Annotated in this window: 15 protein-coding genes and 6 pseudogenes; 9 read left to right on the forward strand and 12 right to left on the reverse strand. The window is 59.0% G+C overall.

What is annotated here, in order from left to right:
- The 5 genes and pseudogenes from C1D09_RS01115 to C1D09_RS01130 all read right to left on the reverse strand — a co-directional run.
- Positions 1–564, reverse strand: a 564-nt coding sequence (locus C1D09_RS01115) for an ATP-grasp domain-containing protein (protein ID WP_425463393.1), incomplete at its 3' end; no start/stop codon positions are given.
- A 596-nt stretch (positions 565–1,160) separates the two neighbouring features.
- Positions 1,161–1,455, reverse strand: a pseudogene (locus C1D09_RS33405) (transposase); the annotation flags it as partial.
- Positions 1,453–1,753 (reverse strand): annotated as a pseudogene (locus C1D09_RS01120) (IS481 family transposase); the annotation flags it as partial. The pseudogenes C1D09_RS33405 and C1D09_RS01120, both read right to left, overlap by 3 nt.
- Positions 1,754–1,808: 55 nt before the next feature.
- Positions 1,809–2,369: pseudogene (locus C1D09_RS01125) on the reverse strand (transposase); the annotation flags it as partial.
- Positions 2,370–2,649: 280 nt separating this feature from the next.
- Positions 2,650–3,093, reverse strand: coding sequence for an Lrp/AsnC family transcriptional regulator (locus C1D09_RS01130; protein ID WP_246135618.1), 444 nt, complete (start codon positions 3,091–3,093; stop codon positions 2,650–2,652).
- Between the two features lie 148 nt (positions 3,094–3,241).
- Between C1D09_RS01130 and C1D09_RS01135 the strand changes: the two genes are divergently transcribed.
- Positions 3,242–5,629 carry a transketolase-like TK C-terminal-containing protein gene (locus C1D09_RS01135; RefSeq protein WP_143972592.1) on the forward strand — a complete coding sequence of 796 codons (2,388 nt, stop codon included), beginning with the start codon at positions 3,242–3,244 and terminating at the stop codon, positions 5,627–5,629.
- 160 nt (positions 5,630–5,789) lie between these two features.
- Here C1D09_RS01135 and C1D09_RS33410 read toward each other — a convergent pair.
- The 6 genes and pseudogenes from C1D09_RS33410 to C1D09_RS33585 form a co-directional block, all read right to left on the reverse strand.
- Positions 5,790–6,140 (reverse strand): annotated as a pseudogene (locus C1D09_RS33410) (transposase domain-containing protein); the annotation flags it as partial.
- 51 nt (positions 6,141–6,191) lie between these two features.
- Complete coding sequence (tnpB, locus tag C1D09_RS33565; RefSeq protein ID WP_246135619.1) at positions 6,192–6,350, reverse strand: transposase; 159 nt, start codon at positions 6,348–6,350, stop codon at positions 6,192–6,194.
- A gap of 8 nt (positions 6,351–6,358) precedes the next feature.
- Positions 6,359–6,544 (reverse strand): annotated as a pseudogene (gene tnpB, locus C1D09_RS34295) (IS66 family insertion sequence element accessory protein TnpB); the annotation flags it as partial.
- A gap of 12 nt (positions 6,545–6,556) precedes the next feature.
- On the reverse strand, positions 6,557–7,183 hold the full coding sequence (locus C1D09_RS33575) for a transposase (RefSeq protein WP_246135620.1): 627 nt from the start codon (positions 7,181–7,183) through the stop codon (positions 6,557–6,559).
- On the reverse strand, positions 7,170–7,451 hold the full coding sequence (locus C1D09_RS33580; RefSeq protein ID WP_246135621.1) for an IS110 family transposase: 282 nt from the start codon (positions 7,449–7,451) through the stop codon (positions 7,170–7,172). Before C1D09_RS33580 ends, C1D09_RS33575 begins: the two co-directional genes overlap by 14 nt.
- Complete coding sequence (locus tag C1D09_RS33585) at positions 7,423–7,638, reverse strand: hypothetical protein (protein WP_246135622.1); 216 nt, start codon at positions 7,636–7,638, stop codon at positions 7,423–7,425. The genes C1D09_RS33580 and C1D09_RS33585 overlap by 29 nt, the downstream gene beginning before the upstream one ends.
- A gap of 633 nt (positions 7,639–8,271) precedes the next feature.
- Between C1D09_RS33585 and C1D09_RS34300 the strand changes: the two genes are divergently transcribed.
- On the forward strand, positions 8,272–9,000 hold the full coding sequence (locus tag C1D09_RS34300) for an aspartate/glutamate racemase family protein (protein WP_143972593.1): 729 nt from the start codon (positions 8,272–8,274) through the stop codon (positions 8,998–9,000).
- Positions 9,001–9,320: 320 nt separating this feature from the next.
- Here the strand turns inward: C1D09_RS34300 and C1D09_RS34305 are convergent.
- A pseudogene (locus tag C1D09_RS34305) lies at positions 9,321–9,742 on the reverse strand (biotin synthase BioB); the annotation flags it as partial.
- A 910-nt stretch (positions 9,743–10,652) separates the two neighbouring features.
- Between C1D09_RS34305 and C1D09_RS01165 the strand changes: the two are divergent.
- From C1D09_RS01165 to C1D09_RS01195, 7 genes are all read left to right on the forward strand, one after another.
- Positions 10,653–11,504, forward strand: a complete 852-nt coding sequence (locus C1D09_RS01165; RefSeq protein WP_143972594.1) for an alpha/beta fold hydrolase — start codon at positions 10,653–10,655, stop codon at positions 11,502–11,504.
- Between the two features lie 271 nt (positions 11,505–11,775).
- Complete coding sequence (locus tag C1D09_RS01170; protein ID WP_143972595.1) at positions 11,776–13,374, forward strand: ABC transporter substrate-binding protein; 1,599 nt, start codon at positions 11,776–11,778, stop codon at positions 13,372–13,374.
- Between the two features lie 5 nt (positions 13,375–13,379).
- Positions 13,380–14,321 carry an ABC transporter permease gene (locus C1D09_RS01175; protein WP_143972596.1) on the forward strand — a complete coding sequence of 314 codons (942 nt, stop codon included), beginning with the start codon at positions 13,380–13,382 and terminating at the stop codon, positions 14,319–14,321.
- 1 nt (position 14,322) lies between these two features.
- Positions 14,323–15,204 carry an ABC transporter permease gene (locus C1D09_RS01180; protein WP_143972597.1) on the forward strand — a complete coding sequence of 294 codons (882 nt, stop codon included), beginning with the start codon at positions 14,323–14,325 and terminating at the stop codon, positions 15,202–15,204.
- A 7-nt stretch (positions 15,205–15,211) separates the two neighbouring features.
- Positions 15,212–16,213 (forward strand): ABC transporter ATP-binding protein, encoded by a 1,002-nt coding sequence (locus C1D09_RS01185; RefSeq protein WP_425463394.1) that lies wholly within the window; start codon positions 15,212–15,214, stop codon positions 16,211–16,213.
- Positions 16,210–17,244: an ABC transporter ATP-binding protein gene (locus C1D09_RS01190; RefSeq protein ID WP_143972601.1), complete on the forward strand. Its 1,035-nt coding sequence runs from the start codon at positions 16,210–16,212 to the stop codon at positions 17,242–17,244. Before C1D09_RS01185 ends, C1D09_RS01190 begins: the two co-directional genes overlap by 4 nt.
- 66 nt (positions 17,245–17,310) lie before the next feature.
- The coding region (locus C1D09_RS01195) for a CapA family protein (RefSeq protein WP_143972599.1) at positions 17,311–18,328 on the forward strand (1,018 nt) is incomplete at its 3' end.

An 18,328-nucleotide genomic window follows, 5' to 3' on the forward strand; every position in this document is an offset into this window, starting at 1 on the left:
CTGCCATATGTGTTTCCCGCCTAATAGGTAGGTGGTCTGTTCGGCTACTTCATCGAAGTTGCGGCACAATCGGACGCCGCTGCTGCCGCTGCCAAGGGCTGGCTTAAGGATCACCGGCAGACCGATCTCTGCAGCAGAGCCTCTTATGTCCGTCGCGTCCGTTGCCACTCGATAAGCGGGTATCGGGACCCCGGCCTTCCCGAGGAGCTGACGTTGAATGGACTTGTCGGTGCATCGTTCAACCGATGTGGGGTTCGGACCTGGCAGATTGAACTGCCGGCAAAGCTTGCTAACTGCCGCATAGACGGAGTCATCAGCGCCCGAAAAGCCAGTAATCCCCGCAATGTTATGGCTGGCTCGCAGCTGCGAACATTCGCGGATCAGCGCATCGAGATCGTCGGTATTGACACGGATCGCCTCAACTCCTTCCGCTGCGAGATAGTCGTGGCGTATTGGATCGACCGACAAGGTAATTGGATGAAGATCCATACTTCGGGCTGCTTTCACATATAGAAGACCAATACTTCTGTGGCCTTCAAGCAAGATGAGAGCTCTTCTCGCCATTGACGTTGACCTCCGTCGCGACTGTGCGGCGGTCTTTAAGCGCCGTCAGATTGATTCATGCCCGAACTCGGGCCTTGCAGCAAAGGTACCATCGTAGGCGGTCTGCGCTCGCAAAGAGTCACTAAAGTTATCTAACGGATTTGTTGCGATGTGTTGCATATTAGCGGGGTAGCACGGAGGCCCTGCTGTCGCTCCGCGATATGCTCGCGAGCGAGACCTTGCAAAGGTCGTATGCTGAGAGTTCTGCGAATTCGCTGAGAGAGGGCGGTCATGGCAGGCTCACGTGGGGAAGCGCCGGTCAAGTGGGATTAGCTTGTCATTGCCCTTTCAAAATTTGGGATCCGGATTGAGCCCGACTTGCATGACTCTGCTCGTTAACCGAGCAGATCAACCCATGACTCTGCTCGATTAACGAGCAGATCAACCTCACATTCGGTCGCCGCTCTTTCGCGGCTGCACCAATATCCCGCTTATGGCGGCTGGGCTCAGGCGACGAGACCATTCTGAGTGAGCGGCGTTTTAGGCCAGCCTGCCATGCGGTTCGTCCACCTGCATCCGTCATGGACTGATCAGGCCCTGGGGAATGAGACAGCTTGTTATGCGGCTTTCATCAAGGCGCCCTCAATGATGACGCCGGATGTCGCGTATTTCCAGAGAGCAATCAGGAGCTTTCGCGCGAGCGCGACGATCGTAGTCTTCTTCAAGCGACCTCCGTTACGTCTCAGCCTGGATTGGAACCACAGTGTAAGGTTCGACCGCGGCTGGTGGCGTATCCAAAGCCAAGCGAGCTGGACCATGGTGGTTCGCAACCGTGAATTGCCAGCTTTGGACACCTTGTTCGCGGTCGACTTGGCCACTTTGCCACGGCGTTGGCGCTAGGCCTTCGTAGGACCAGCGCGTCAGATGCGGGATCGTCGGCTGAAGGGCATAGACAATCATCGAGCGGCAAGCACGTGTGCTTGCGAAAGGCGACGATGGCGGCTTCCTCTTCGAGCGACAGCACCGTCGAGTGCGGCTCTCTGGGGCCGGTCGGAAGGTCGGCGGTCGAGGTCCGGTTGCGCCACTTCGCGACCGTCTTGGGATCGATGCCATAGCGCTTGGCGAGCTTCTTCAGGCTCTCTTGACTATTTTGTATTGCTCGACGGATCGCCTCTGTCGTCGTGGCGCGGCCGTGTAGAACCTGACCCATAGTGCCTCCTTCCATTCCGTGGAAAAGATCGCACCATTAAAGCCAGGGATCAAACACCTAGGAAGGTCAGGGTTCGCCAATGGCCGTGCGGAGCGAAGCTGCGCAGGCGCTGTCCCCTTGGCCCCGAGCCGCGAAGCGGCGCCATGTTGGTCTTGATCCAGGTCTCGTCGATGAAGACCAGACGCGCCGGATCGAGGCGACCCTGCCACGACCTCCAGCGCCGACGGCGACGGGCAATGTCGGCTCGGCCCTGCTCAAGAGCGAACAGCGTTTTTTTGAAGCTCAGGCCCTCGCGCCTCAAGAACATCCAGACCGCATTGTGCGAGACCGTCACCCCGCGTGCGGCCAACTCGTCCTTCAGCCGATGCAGCGTCAGATCAGAGGTCCGGTTGACCCGCTCCACGATGAAGGCTCGATGCGGCTCCAGAACCCGCTTACGGTGCCCGCCCATCTTGCCTGGCGCCACCGAGCCGGTGGCACGGTAACGCTGCGACCACTTCACCGCCGAGGACACTGCAACGCCAAAGCGCAACGCAACCGCACGGCAGCTCTCGCCGGCGCCAACTGCCTCAACAACACGCTTATGAAGATCGTTCGAAAGGGCTCGCGTCATCAGATGCTGGCCTCCGTCCAGCTAGCATCTTGAACCACAAACGCCCTTCTTTGGGAATCCTACGATTCTCTCAAAATATGAAACACCTAGTGGAGCAGATGATGCCCGTCACGTTTATTGTGGGTAGTCTCGATGCATCTAGGCCAACACGGCCTTTGGCGGCAGGGAGGCTGGCCGGCCGCAAGCTGCCATCGACGGATGGACGACACGCAATCGGCCAAGGCCGCCGAACGAAGCCTTTCAGTGCAGGTAGTGCAAGAAGGCACGCTGGGACATGGATGCGCTACACGATACCCGATCCCGAAGATTTCACTCGCCTGAGCGAAACCGAAGACTGGATGGAGGCGATTCCGGGAATCTTTGTCAGTGTTCCCGTGAGAAACGTCTCATACTCCTTCAATCCGGACGTCAAAACTCGCAGGAGATAGTCGTTGTCGCCCGTCATCAGCCAACAGTCGACAACTTCACGGTGCTTCTTGATCTCGGTCTCGAAGGCGACGAGTGCGGAATCGATTTGGCGTTCCAGTTTCACAGACATGAAAATCGCGACTGGCAGGCCCAGCTTTTCGTCGTCGAGGGTCGCAGAGTAACCCCTGATGATCCCCTCGGATTCCAATCGACGTAGGCGTCGTAGGCACGGGGACGGGCTGAGACCTACCTTCTCGCTTAGCTCCTGGTTCGTTAGTCGGGCATTTGCCTGCAATTCACGTAGGATCTTACGATCCATCGAATCCAACTTGGCAGATCTCATCTGCAGTCCGCTCCAATTGTGGCAGTTTCTGTCGACGGTTTGCCCAGGCGGCGAGATAATAGCAAGGAAATAGCCCCAGAAGCGCGGTAAAATTGCCAATCAACATGGCAAAGAGAACCGCGGAATGGCCAAGGCAACTCGCGACCTCAAAACGCTCCTGCGACTTGAAAGGAAGATTCTCTGGCTGGCCTGCTGGATGATCGACCAGGCGAACCGGCGCGAAAAAGTGGATGGCGTCAAGATTGGGGGCCACCAGGCCTCTTCCGCCTCGATAGTGTCACTAATGACTGCGCTATATTTCGATGTGTTGCGGCCGCAAGATCGCGTCGCTGTCAAACCTCATGCATCACCGGTGTTTCACGCGATCCAATATCTGATGGGCAATCAGAAACTTGAGAACCTGCAGAACTTCCGCGGCTATCGCGGTGCTCAGTCGTATCCTAGCCGCACGAAGGATGTGGACGATGTCGATTTCTCAACGGGCTCAGTCGGACTCGGTGTCGGGATCACGCCGTTTGCATCATTGGTTCAAGACTACATCGCCGCCAAAGGTTGGAGCGCTACCGGCGAAAAACCCGGCCGAATGGTTGCGCTTGCCGGCGACGCTGAACTCGACGAGGGCAATGTCTACGAAGCGCTGCAGGAGTGCTGGAAGCACGACCTGCGCAATTGCTGGTGGATTATTGACTATAACCGCCAGAGTCTCGACGGGGTCGTGCGCGAAGGGCTCTGCCATCGTATAGAGACGGTGTTCCGGGCGTTCGGCTGGGATGTCGTAACGCTCAAATACGGCACATTGCAGCGTGCTGCCTTCGAAGAGCCCGGCGGCGAGGCGTTCAGGGAATGGATAGACGCCTGCTCGAACCAGCTCTATTCGGCGCTGCTGTTCCAAGGCGGCGCCGCCTGGCGCAAGCGCCTGCTCGACGATTTTGAAGACCATGCCAATGCAAGTGCTCTGATCGAGAGTCGTTCCAATGACGAACTCTCGGAGCTAATGAACAATCTCGGCGGACACTGTCTCCAGACGCTGAGCGAAACCTTCAACGGAATTGACCACGACCGTCCAACTGTCTTCATAGCCTACACCGTAAAGGGTTATCGCACGCCGCTTGCCGGCCACAAGGACAATCATTCTGGACTGATGACCTCTGCTCAGATGCAGGCCTTCCAGGAACAAATGAAGGTCCGGCCGGGCCACGAATGGGAGCCGTTCGAGGGGTCAGACGGCTCGGCGATAGAGATACAGGCCTTTCTCGACTCTGTGCCCTTCTTTGCTAAGGGTCGCCGACGTTACCGCCCGGAGCGCATCGATATTCCGGAGACCGTTGCCGTTAGCCCGGCCGCGGTGCGCGAAGAAATTTCGACCCAGGCCGCCTTCGGCCGCATCCTCGATGCGATCGGCAAATCCGACAGCGAACTAGCCGCCCGCATTGTCACGACATCGCCCGACGTGACAGTATCGACCAATCTGGGCCCGTGGGTCAATCGCCGCCGGTTGTTCGCGGGTCGGGAGCTCGCTGACGTGTTCCGCGATCAGCGCATCCCGAGTGCCCAGAAGTGGGATTTCTCGCCTCAGGGCCAGCACATTGAGCTCGGCATCGCCGAGATGAATCTGTTTCTGCTGTTGGGCGCCGCCGGGCTTTCCCATTCTCTGTTCGGCGAGCGGCTGCTGCCAATCGGCACGCTCTACGATCCCTTCGTGTCTCGCGGCCTCGATGCCTTGAACTATGCGTGTTACCAGGATGCCCGCTTCATCGTCGTCGGCACGCCGTCTGGCGTTTCCCTTTCGAGCGAGGGCGGTGCGCATCAGTCGATCGCTCAGCCTCTGATCGGCATGAGCCAGGATGGGCTGGCGAGCTTTGAGCCTGCCTTCGCCGACGAACTTGCAATCGTCATGGCGTGGGCCTTCGACTACCTTCAGCGCGACGGGGAGGGCGGTCCCGACGAGCGCACCTGGTTGCGCGACGAGACTGGCGGCTCGGTTTACCTTCGCCTCAGCACCCGTCACATTGAGCAGCCGGGCCGCAAACCAAACCCAAATTTCGCCCGAGAGGTGATCGACGGCGCGACCTGGCTGAAGGAACCCGGGCCCAATGCCGATCTAATCATCGCCTATCAGGGGACCGTCGGAACCGAAGCCATTGCAGCGGCGGGCATGCTAGCTGACAGGCGGCGCGACATCGGTGTCCTGTCCATCACTTCGGCCGATCGCCTTAATGCCGGTTGGCAAGCCGCCCAGCGCGAACGTGTTCGTGGCAATCTGCGCGCACTGAGCCATGCTGAGCGCCTGCTAAACAAATTGCCACGCCATTGCAGGATTGTCACGGTCATTGACGGCCATCCAGCAACGCTCTCATGGCTGGGTGGGGTGATGGGTCATAAGACAGTCAGCCTTGGGGTAGAGCATTTCGGTCAGACGGGCACGGTAGGCGATCTTTATCAACACTACGAAATCGATGCGGCATCCATCGCTGGCACAGCGTCGAGTCTAACAAGTGGGAAGTCTGAATAGGTCCTAGAATGAAAACCCTCTGAGAGACGATTGTTACAGGCGGAAATCGGGTTCTGTCGCTGAGGAGCCCGTCTTGTTCAAAGGCCGTCCTCGTCCACGTTTCGCCGCACTACGGTTCAGCAGGCGCAACGGTCCGCTGGCCAGGTGCATATCAGTGCGAAGCGGCCGGCGCCGGCTCGACCATGCGTTCGCGCGGCAGATGCTCGGGAAATGGTTGGCGCGCCGGTCGTTTGCGCACCTAGGGTGCCACCTCCGTGGTCCGGGCCGGGGCCTATTCGGCGGCGATCTCGTCTTCCGTCGCCGTGCAGCGCCCGCTGCAGCTTCCGGATCGTCAGATGCTGATGTGCGATCAGCGCTGCATCATCCGATGCCTTGGCCCTGGCGACCGCCAGTTCGGCCTCGACCAGCGCAGCGCGCGCGGCCTCATCTTCGGCTCTGGCCAACGCCGGGTCAGCGCCGCTCTCAGCACGCCAATATCGTCCGGAACAGCTTCCTGGGCGGTAGCAACCATGCGTTGGAGTGAATCATAAAAAGAGTCCGCTGACTCAACTCAAAGAAAAACTCAGCCCGCGCGCTGCGGTCGGAACGTGTGACGCGGGTTGCGACAATCGATCCCGTCGAGCATGTAGGCAAGCTGCGCCCGTGATATCGAAACCGTGCCGTCCGCCGGCGACGGCCATAGACACCGGCCCTTCTCGAGCCGTTTTGCATACAACGACATGCCGAGCCCATATCATGCCAGATAATCTTGATCAGGTTGCCGCTGCGGCCGCGGAAGACATAAAGATCGCCGGCACGCGGATCCCGGCCCAACGTCTCCTGAACCTGCAGAGCGAGACCCTGCATTCCGCGACGCCTATCGCGAATGGCACCACATCGCGCCGGACAAGTCGATGCAGACGTATGTTGTAGGATAGCCCCTTCTTCTCATTCGGCGGCTGTTTCCACAGCCTTCGGCCTTTCGGGCCTCGTTCGCCATGGGGAAGTCGCTGCATAGGCAGCTTCTGCCTTTTCGACTCGGAATCGCTCTTCGACGCGCTTGACCGGGATGTTGTAGTCGAACGCGGAGCCACGCCTGGCATGGCTGGTCGGGAGGCCGGCGCGCAGCTGGACCGATCTGAACTTGCGGGCGAGCAAGGCCGGCCGGGCCCAGATGTAGTCGGCATCCTTGCTCAGCACGTGCCAGATGATCATTGCAGCGCGATGTGCTTCCCGCGACGCGAGGTGATCCAGCATTCCCCGCGCATGGCCGCGGCCCTGCTTGGTGATGCGGCCATGATAGGCCAATCCCTCACCGGACGGCCGCACGCTCGGGATTGAGACCAAGATAGGCGACAAGCCTCTGAGGATCGCCGAGCGCCGAATGTCGCGGATTGCCGCGGCAACGCTTGCAGCCACCGTTACGTCGAGGCCGGGCAACGTCATCAGACGGCGGATTGTCGGATGCTGGAGGGCACGCACAGCGATATCCGCCTCGACCACCGTCAACGCCTCGTTGATCTGGTCAATCAAGCTGAGGTGGCGCTCGATGGCGGCGCGCTCATCCGCAGGCAATATTTGCCTCGTCAGCCATTTGCGCCCGCTGATCCAACCAGGTTCCATGCGGACACGGCGGGATCAGGTGGGCGTGGAGGATTGACTGGATAAGGTTCTTCAGCCGCGAACGCTGGCGAACCAGCTGTGTCCGCCTGGTGACCTGTCTTCGGAGGGCAAGGGTCCCCAGATCCGGAACCCAGACCTCCGGCAGAAAGCCCGACGCATAGAGCTTCGCAAGGAAAGTGGCGTCGATCGTATCAGGCTTCACCTTCGCGTGCGCGATCATGTGCACCTGCTTGGGAGGCGATCATGATCCGATCCACGTAGGGCGACAGCACTTCAGCGACGGCCGTGGCATTGCCGGTCGCCTCGATCACCACATGATCATCGTGGGTGAGTTCCCTCCTGGCGAACTCCTCAAGCTTATTGCGCAGCATTTGAACGCGGCCGAGCTTGACGATCTCGCCATCCAAGCAACGACACGACCTCGGCGGCTACGCGGTGTATGTCCATGCCGATAATACGCACGGTCCCCTCCGTCGTTGGTCACGAACAGTGAGCCAGCGGGCAACACGACAAATACGGATCCGCGCTCGCAGCGCATCCGGGCGAGTCATAGGGGCGGCCAGATAACGTGCTCGAATTCGCAGTTCATCTGCATGCGACGGCCTGCCCGCACTTGCGTGCTCCCGGTTCCCCGTGGCCGGATCCGCCAAGCTTAGCCAACCTGAGACCGAACAAACGTTGGCACCGAGAACAACATGCCGGAAAATCGTTATATCGAAACGTCGCATGCGCGACGCGCTCTTGAACGAGAGCCTGTTCTTCGGCCTCGACCACGCTATGCTGATCGGAGGCTCCGCACCTCCGCCGGTTGCTCAACCCGCACAGAAATGGCCGCGGCTCTAATCGACTGGATGTCATTTCGGTGGCAGGTCATCAGGACGTCATTTTGGCTGGTGGATCGTAATCCGGCGCATAAGTCGCATAATAGCTATTTCTAGAAGGCGAAGGCTCCTAAAACGACAATAAACAGCGCCGGGGCACTCCTATCCTGGCTCCAGCCACCGATTCATCCAACGCACATCAACTCAGGCGCGCGCTCCATGAAACATGTTGGGATTCTTGCACATAGTGCCGAAGGCTCCTCACTCTGCTATCTAGCACTTTGCCATGCAGGCGCGTCTAAACTAGGGGACCACTTGCATCCGGATGTAACAATGGACGCAATTTCGATGGGAGCCAGCATACCGGACTGGGAACGGGAAAACTTTCCGCCGATACGAGCGACCCTTGCCAAGTCAGTCGGACGACTAAGCGCAGCAGACTGCGACTTCTTCGTTTGTCCTGATAACACTGCTCATCTCGCTCTCGAAGTGGACGGTCCTGATTTGGCTTTGCCGGGACTGCACATCGCGGATGTAGTCACGAAAGAGGCAGTCGAAAGAGGTTATCGGAAGCTTGGTATTCTAGGTACAAAGTGGACAATGGCAAGGCCTATGTACTTCCGGGCTGCTCTGAGCAAAGGGCTTACAGCTATAGCTCCTAATGAACCCGATCGAAATTATATAAACGGAGTGATTTTTTCAGAACTTTGCAAAGGTATCTTCAATGACAATTCCCGTATGGAGCACGTTAGAATAATGGAAGACTTGAAGTCTAGCGGATGCGACGCTGTCGTTCTGGGCTGCACGGAGATCCCACTTCTCATCTCATCTGAGCAGTCTCCGCTCCCTATTTTAGATTCGACTCGGTTGCTCGCCAAGTATGCTCTAGGCGTTGCACTGGGGGAAAACAGTCTACCGAGTTGGCGTGGGGGGCCTATGTGGCCTTAGTTCGAATATCACTGAACCGGTTCTCGCGCGGTCGACAATCTCCCAGACACGCGAACACGTTGAAGCCGTACTTCTCTCTGCTACGCTTCCCATTTGTATCAGGATCAGCATTGTTTCCGTCCCCAGGGCGTAGGAGCGTCAAAGGCTCCGCGAGATCGAGCAAACGGTAGTTCAGCTTGAAAAGAGGCTTGCCCATCGCGATGAGGGGAACCAGCGCAATCCGATTGGGCGTCCGCGCGCCGGATGCAATTGTGTCGGTTCCTCCACCTGGCAAGGGTTCCGGCCGAATGAGGACGACGAGCCGCGCGTGCAGGGAGCCTCATCATGCGGGCCAGCGCAATCACGCGCACGAATTCGATCGGCTCGATGGGTTCGGCCTCGGCCAGCGGGGTGTCTTCGATCGGGATCAGCATGTCGATTGGAACGCTTCGGGATGCTCCGGGAGGTTGGCCAGCGTCACCAGCTGTCCGCGACAGCCGAATCAGCTCAGTCGGCTTCTCAGCATCAAGACGGGCCGTCGCCCGGAGGATTCCGGCTATGCAGGTCGAAGGCATTGGTGAGCGTATCCAGCCGGTCGGCAACGCGCGCGTGCTAACGATCTCGCTGTAGTAGCGCTCCGACGGATCTTGACGCCCTCGACCGTCGCCACCACCGCTTCCATGTCGGCCGCTTTGGGATTTCGCCACGCCGCGCCCATGCAATAGCGGGTGGCGCCGGGGTGGCGCGCCTTGGTCGCCTGGGCGAAATCTGCCACGATAACTGGCTTGGGTACTGCGCTCGGCTTGGCACGAAGCGGCTCCCCAACAATATCAAGCTGGGAACTGAAAAAATGATGATCACTGTGAGATCCTAGAAGAAATCAGACAGCGAAGTCTACTATGGCGGAGTGGTTCCAGGCGATCCTTGTGTAAGGTCCGTCATGATTAGGCCACCTAATCAACCTGGCAGGCAGGTATCTCAATTTTAGCCCAAATTCTTATCTAGCTTGAACCGAGAAAATCGTCAGGCCGGTGAAGTCGCTTCTTCGGTTAGCAAGAAGATGTCCCGCCACACGGCTGTCGGCGATGTGACGTTGCCCCCAGTTTCTATCCAGTCTTGAGTCCGTTTCCGGCGTGGATGCATTGCCTGCTCTTTTTCGCCTGCTAGCAGCGACCGTTTTCAAGCGAGATGTAGTGCCGCGCCACCGCCCATTCATCATAGGTCTCCATCTAGCGCCCCGCCGAGGCGCACGATGGCCTCGTAGTTGGATAAGATGCCTATGACGTCACCCGCCGCTCGATTTCGCGGTGACGCATCTTCAACGGGGACTGCATCACGAGCCTTACCCGTACCACCTGCCGCCGCGATGGCAGGTGAGATGAGCACTGTCGCCACCGCAGCCTTGGCAGCCTTGATAGGTGAGGCAATAGTCGGGTCAGTTTGTCAGTTCGGCGGCAGCATGGTCATGGAACGAGGCCAAGTAGCCCGATGCTATCGGTCGACATTTGCCGAAAACTGTTCGCCAAACGCCGGTTTCCTGCGTTTACATCGGGACATTCGCATAAGCCGGCCGATCTGCCCTGCTATATTCAACAAAGAGGACACGGATCAGCTCGGCCCCAAAAGTATCAATGCCGGCCTGACGCGGCCAGTATGCTGAGGAAATGCAAGTAATGATCACGGAACGCAGCATCTCGGTTGGTGGTATCACAACCTCGTATTCTGAGAACGGAGCCGGTGTACCTATCCTATGCCTTCATGGGGCCGGCCCCTTCGCAGAGGGAAGGGCCTCTTTTGTGCGGCAGCTGAACGGCCTGTCAGATCAATTCAGGGTAATCGCGGTTGATCAGCTCCAGTGCGGTGGGACGGACTATCCCGCCGATCGCAAATATGTTAACCGGCTCGGTCGCGTGGATCATGTGATCGGGTTTATCGAAGCGCTGGGATTGAAACAGATCACGCTGCTCGGCAACTCAGAGGGATCATTCGTCGCAGCGCGGGTCGCCATCGTGCGCCCCGATCTTGTCTCCAGGCTCGTACTGCTGACCGCGAACTCCGTGTCTCCCGCGTTTGGGGACGACCGTGACGAAGCCTGGATGGAGGCTTGCCGGCAAGATTACGACTACTCGCGCCCGATGCCGAGCGAAGAGGAATACATCGCCGAGTGCCGGAAATCTCGGCGCGTCTGGGGGCAGGATGTGGAAGACGCCAACCGAGTGGCCTATCGGCGGGCCGCAGCGCGTGGACAATGGGAGATCTTCCAGAACCTGCCCGAAGAAGAAACCAATTGGCACCTCTATGTTGCCCTACAGCAAAGATACATCTTCCCCTACCTTGATCGGCTTCAGGCCCAGACCTTGATTATCTGGTCGAAGAATGACCCGACCGTGACGCCGGATCATGGCTTTAAGCTGGCAAAGCTGATCAGGAATTCGGATTTCCACCTGCTGAACAATGTAGGGCATGGCCCCCACATCGACCAGAGCGAAGCCGTGAACAGAATCATCCGTCAAGGGCACGGCTAATCAACGTCGAAGGGGAACCACAACGTGCTCCACCCAGCGGTACGCCCACGCACGAGTCTTGATGGGCTCACCCCACTGAATATGCAACCCGATCCGTCAAGGATCACAAACGTAGAACAGGGCTAGCTTATAGCTGCAATCGGCGATGCGTATCGTCCGATTGGTGGAAACTCAGGAGGAAACCACAACCGCACCGAAGCGGCGCGACCCAGCATGAGAGTACATCCAGCAAACAAGCGCGGATCAACAGCGCGATAGAAAGGGGAATGAAATGACAATCTCTCGACGCGAAATCATCAAGACGGGTTTGGCCGCCGGAGCGGCTATATCAATCCCATCAGTTCTGCGTGCAAAGGCGGCGTCAGGTAGTACACCGACGGTGCACATGGTGAAGGCGAATGACCTGCGCATCTTCGATCCAATTTTTACGGCAACCAACGTCACCGCTGACCACGGTTTGGCAATTTACGATACTCTGTTCGGGTTGGACTCGAAGTTCATGCCGCAGCCGCAAATGGTCGGCAAGTGGAGCGTGTCCGCAGATAGAAAGACCTACACGTTCGAACTGCGAGACGGCCTAGCTTGGCACGACGACACTCCCGTGACGGCGGGGGACTGTGTGGCTTCGATCCGTCGCTGGGGCCAGGTAGCCCCAGGTGGCCAGTTGATTATGGAGCGCGCTGGCGACATCTCAAAGAAGGACGACAAGACATTTGTGATCTCCCTCAAGGAACCGCTTGGCATTTTGATCGATCTCCTGGCAGATCTGTCACCGCCGTGCCTATTCATAATGCGCGAGAAGGATGCCAGTCGCCCGGCAACCGAGCAGGTCACCACGAATATCGGATCGGGACCGTTCAGGTTCAATGACGCACTTGTCAAGCCGGGCGCGAGCTACACCTACGATCGCAATGAAAAATATGTTCCTCGCCAGGAGCCGGCGGACGGATTGGCCGGCGGTAAGATCGTCAAAGTCGATCGTATAATCTGGGATAATATCTCCGACCCGCAGACAGCCTTCGCGGCCTTGCAAGCAGGTGAGATCGATTACGTTGAGCAGCCGCCCAACGACCTTTTGTCGGTGATCGAGAGTGATCCCAACCTCGTGGTCGATGTTCTGGACAAATCGGGCAAGAGCATGTTGCTGCGCCTCAATTGTCTCCAGAAGCCGTTCGACAACGTGAAGGCGCGGCAGGCGATGCTTCACCTGATTGATCAGGAGGCGTTCATGAGCGTCCTGGCGCCGAAGTATGGCGCCTCGGTCACTTCGATATTCGGTGGCGATACGCTCTATTCCAACGATGAGAATACGGGCTGGTACAAGAAGGGCGGCGATCCAGAAAAGGCCAAGCAGCTCTTCAAGGAGGCCGGCTATGCGGGCGAAAAGGTCGTAGTTCTACAGGCAACCGATTGGGCGCCGAGCAACGATGGTTCGCAGTTGCTTGCTGCTGCGTTGCGCAACATCGGGATCAATGTCGAGCTTGCGCCCAGCGACTGGGGTGGCCTGTCCACACGCCGCGCGAAAAAGGATTCGATCGAGAATGGCGGCTGGAGCATGTTCATTACGTCTGAGGCGGATTTCTCCCTCGCCAATCCGTTAGCTACCCCGCTTCTCCTAGCGAACGGAGAGAGCGCCTGGTACGGCTGGCCGAAAAATGATGAATATGAGGCGCTGCGGGCCAAGTGGGCAACTGTCGCAACGCTGGAGGAGCGCAAGGCCCTCGCGCGCCAGATGCAGGGGCTCTGGTGGGACTTCGTGGGCGATGTGCGGTTGGGGCACTATGTCTCGCCGATGGCGCGCCGCAAGACGCTCACCGACATCATCGGGCTGCCGCAGGTCGTTCCGATGTGGAACATGCAGAAGGCCTGAACACCGTGGCTGCCTACGTCTTTCGCAGGTTGGTCTCGACCATCGCCGTCATGGCGATGGTCGGGATTTTCGTCTTCCTTCTACTCCGGTTAGCGCCTGGCGACCCGGCGGCGATGATCGCTGGCCGGTCGGCGACGGAGGAGATGATTGCCGGCATCCGCGAGAAGTTGGGCCTGAACGATCCTATGCCAGTTCAGTTCATACATTGGGTGCGCGACATGCTCAGCGGCGATTTCGGCACGTCGATCTTTGCCGGACGACCGGTTCTCGAGCTCATGTCGCAGCGGCTTGAGCCGACCGTCTCTCTGTCTAGCTTGACCATGCTTGTTTCAGTCATGATCGGGGTCTCCTTTGGCATCTTGGCTGCGTGGCGCGCTGGCGGCCCAATAGATCGCCTCCTCACTGCATTTTCAGCGCTTGGGTTTTCGGTTCCAGTCTTCGTTGTTGGCTACTTTCTCGTCTACTTCTTCGCGATGCGGGCGCAGTTGTTGCCGGTTCAGGGATACAAGCCCATTAGCCAAGGCCTCGGGCCGTGGTTTGAGCACCTGATCCTGCCAACGGTTGCTTTAAGTGTTGCCTACATTGCATTTATCGCCCGGATCACGCGCGCGAGCATGCTGGAGGTTCTTTCGGAAGACTACATGCGGACGGCCGCCGCCAAGGGTGCATCGTCCTTTGCCATGCTTTTCCATCATGCCCTGAAGAATGCCGGCGTCCCGATCCTGACGGTCGTCGGCATCAGCTTCGCCTATCTTATCGGCGGAGTCGTCCTCACGGAGACGGTGTTCAACATCCCCGGTATCGGTCGTCTGGTCGTGGATGCGATCAACAATCGTGATTACCCCATCATTCAGAGCGTGCTCATCCTGACTTCGGGTTTGTACGTCTTTATCAACCTGACAGTCGATCTCGCCTATACGCTGATCGATCCCCGCATCCGGTACTGATATGACGCTCCTCTCCGCACCGGTTGAAGGCGTGCCGATGGGCCGGCTGCAGCTGTCCGACCTTCCCCGTCTGGCAAGGCGGTACCCGCTGGTCTTCATAGGCGGCGGCCTCCTCACCCTCCTGATCATCCTGGCGCTCGCTGCCCCACTTTACGCCGGCGACCCGGTGAACATAAATCCATTCAAGCGCCTCCAGCCGCCCTCGGCCGAAATGTGGTTCGGGAGCGACAATCTGGGCCGGGACGTGTTCGCGCGGACGATCTTCGGCGCCCGCATCTCCCTCATGGTCGGATTGTTGTCGGCGGCGTGTGCGGCTCTTGCCGGGCTTCTGATCGGTGTTATCGCCGGCTACAGCCGCAGCTTCGACAACGTCGTCATGCGGATCATGGATGGCCTGATGTCCATCCCAACGATTCTGCTGGCGATTGCGCTCATTTCTCTGACAGGTCCCGGCATCGGCATCCTCATCGTTGCGATCGCGATCCCCGAGACGCCAGCCGTCGCGCGGCTGGTTCGTTCGGTGGTATTGGGTGTTCGGCAACGTCCCTATGTGGAGGCCGCGCTCTGCGGCGGTGCGCGCCTGCCCAAGGTGCTGTGGCGACATATTCTGCCGAGCACCGTTCCGGCGCTGATGGTCCAGGGCGCCACTGTTTGCGCCAGCGCAATCCTGACGGAGGCCGGGCTGAGCTTCCTCGGCGTAGGCGTGCCGCCGGAAATTCCGAGCTGGGGCAACATGATTGCCAGTTCACGGCTGTATCTCGCCATCGCTCCATTGACGATCTTCGCTCCTGGTATCTGCCTTGCCGTCACAGTCCTCGCCGTCAACCTGCTGGGGGACGGCCTGCGCGACATGTTCGATCCCCGCTCAAAGCGGAGACGCTGACATGCTGATGCGAGAATCTGCAAAGGATGACGTGCTTCTCGACGTTCGGGATCTTGAGACGCATTTTTACGGCGAAGAGAGCGTTACTCGTGCCCTGGGCGGGATCAGCTTCCAGGTGAAGAAAGGCGAGACGCTGGGCGTCGTTGGCGAATCCGGTTGCGGAAAGAGCGTCACCGCTCTCTCCATCCTTCGGCTCCTGCCGAAACTGACCGCCAGGACCGTCGGCGGCGAGGTGCGCTTTCGCGGTCGCGACCTGCTTGAATTGTCCGATCGGGAGATGCGGAAGGTGCGTGGCGACCAGATCGCCATGATCTTCCAGGATCCGATGACCAGCCTGAACCCGGTCTATACGGTCGGCCACCAGATCGCCGAGGCAGTGCAGATCCACACGAAAGCATCCCACCCGGTGGCTGCGGCGAAGGCCGAAGAGATGCTGCGTCTTGTCCGCATTGCGGACCCCGAGCGTCGCGTCAACAACTATCCGCACGAAATGTCGGGCGGCATGCGCCAGCGCGCCATGATCGCCATGGCCCTCGCCTGCTCCCCGGAGCTCTTGATCGCCGACGAGCCTACGACTGCGCTCGACGTCACCATCCAGGCGCAGATCTTGCGGCTTATCGTCGATCTCAAAGAGCGCACGGGAACGGCCGTGATGTTCATCACGCATGACCTCGGTGTCGTCGCCGAGACCTGCCAGCGTGTGATCGTGATGTATGCTGGCCGGATCGTCGAACAAGCGAGCGTCATAGATCTGTTTGCGCGTCCCGCGCATCCCTACACCCAGGGCCTCATGCGGTCGGTGCCTGACCGGCGGCGCGGCCGCCAGCGCCGCCTTCCAGAAATTCCCGGCATTGTCCCAAGCCTGCGCGAGCCCATTGTCGGCTGCAGCTTTGCTCCTCGCTGCCCGTTCGCGATAGATATTTGCCGCGACAAGACGCCCGTCCTGCGTGATGTCGGGTCGAGCCACACCGCGGCTTGCTGGCGCGCCGAAGAGGTGATGGGCGCATGAACGGTCCTCTGCTGAAAGTCGAGAACCTGACCAAGCACTACCCGCTTGGCTCGGGAATCTTCAAGAAAAGCATTCCGGTGATCCGCGCGGTGGAGGATGTATCCTTTTCTGTCGAAGCGGGCGAGACGCTTTGCATCGTCGGTGAATCCGGCTGCGGCAAGTCCACCGTGGCGCGGCTCCTGATGCGGCTCGTCGAGCCGACGGCTGGCCGCGTACTGATCGATGGAACCGATATTGCGGGCCTCAAGAAGGACGCACTTCACGCGTGGCGCCGTCGGATGCAGATGGTCTTTCAGGATCCTTACTCTTCGCTCAATCCTCGGCTTACCGCCGCACAGATCATCACCGAGCCGGTCGAGAATTTTGAGCGCCTCGGCCGCAACCAACGCCAGGCGCTTGCCGCGGACCTTTTGCGAAAGGTCGGAATGTCGCCCGAAATGACGCACAGGCTCCCGTCCGAATTGTCGGGCGGCCAGCGCCAACGGCTCGGCATTGCGCGCGCCCTCTCGCTCAACCCCTCTCTGATCATCGCGGACGAGGCGGTGTCAGCCCTTGATGTCTCGGTGCAGGCACAGATCCTGAATCTGCTTCTGGATCTCCAGCAGCAGATGGGCATCGCCTTCGTCTTCATCTCGCATGACCTCGGTGTCGTGGAGCATATCGGACATCGCGTCGCGGTCATGTATCTGGGGCGGATCGTGGAACTCGCGCCCTGCGAGGCACTCTTCGCCAAGCCGGTGCACCCCTATACCGAGGCGCTGCTCGCGGCAGCACCTGTGCCGGATCCGACGCGGATTAGGCTTCAGGTGCCCGTCGACGGCGAGATGCCAAGTCCCATCAACCCTCCGAACGGGTGCGCGTTCCATCCGCGCTGCCCGCTCGCCGTCGAGCGCTGCCGTATCGAAGTGCCGCCCCTAGTACCGATGGCAGACGGACGCATCGTGGCATGTCATGTGCGCGCTCCGGCCACCGAGCTTTCGGCTCCGCCGATCGCCAATCGGGCGCTTGCTCAGATAGACTCGATCTCATGATTTGGCACTCAGCATCACAAGCTCAGTGCCGGACGATTCGTTCACGCTCTTAGAATGGGAGACCATATGAATTCGCAAGAAGATGTTATTCGACCGATGCGGGAGGACGACCATTACGATACGATTGGCTCCCTTTCCACAAACGTTGCAGCCGGCTTCACAATGGCAGCAGTCGGCGACCTGCTCTACGCGCGACCAGTGATGAATGGTTTCTATCCTGGCCTCTCTGATGTTATTAAGATGTTTCAGGGAGCTGATGTTACATTTGGGAACTTGGAAACAAACATCTTGGATTCCCAGTCCAAAGGATGCCCCCAAGCTGAGTATGGTGGAGCGTATTGCATCAGCTCACCTGAGCTTGGAGCTGATTTAAAAGCGATGGGCTTCAATATGGTCAGTCGTGCGAACAACCACACCCTCGACTGGGGCGTTGAAGGCATGCGTGAAACGAGCCGCGCACTTGAACAGAACGGAATCGTTCATGCAGGTGCAGGTGAAACGCTTTCACAGGCCGGTGCCCCGCGCTTCTTGGAGACCTCTCGTGGTCGAGTGGCAATGGTCTCATTTGCGACAACCTTCATGCCAATGGCCCGAGCGTGCGATCCCGCCGGGGAGGCTCCCGGCAGGCCTGGACTCAACAGTCTGCGCTTAACGAAGAGTATTGAAGTCCCTCGGGAGATGCTCGACAGTTTGCGTCTGATACGGCACGCATTGCCGGGTTACCGTTCTGCGACAGAAACCTCAGACCGCGTTGTGCTTGAGGAGGTGATATACAGGGCGGGGGACAAGGTTGGCTACAACTTTGAACCTCAGCCGCGCGACATCGCTGACATTCTGCGAAACGTACGTCAAGGCAAGCAAATGTCCGACTTCTGCATCGCGACGAACCACGGGCACGAGCCCGGGGAATGGTGCCAAGAGCCGCTTGAGTACGAGCAGTCGTTCGCTCGAAGGCTGATTGACTCGGGGGCAGACGCATACATCGTACACGGACCGCATATATTACGGGGCATTGAGATCTACAAAGGGCGCCCGATTTTTTATAGTTTAGGGAATTCTTTTGCCAGGACCTCCGGAGCCCAGC

Source organism: Mesorhizobium intechi, assembly GCF_002879535.1.
In the GTDB taxonomy this organism is placed as follows: domain Bacteria; phylum Pseudomonadota; class Alphaproteobacteria; order Rhizobiales; family Rhizobiaceae; genus Mesorhizobium; species Mesorhizobium intechi.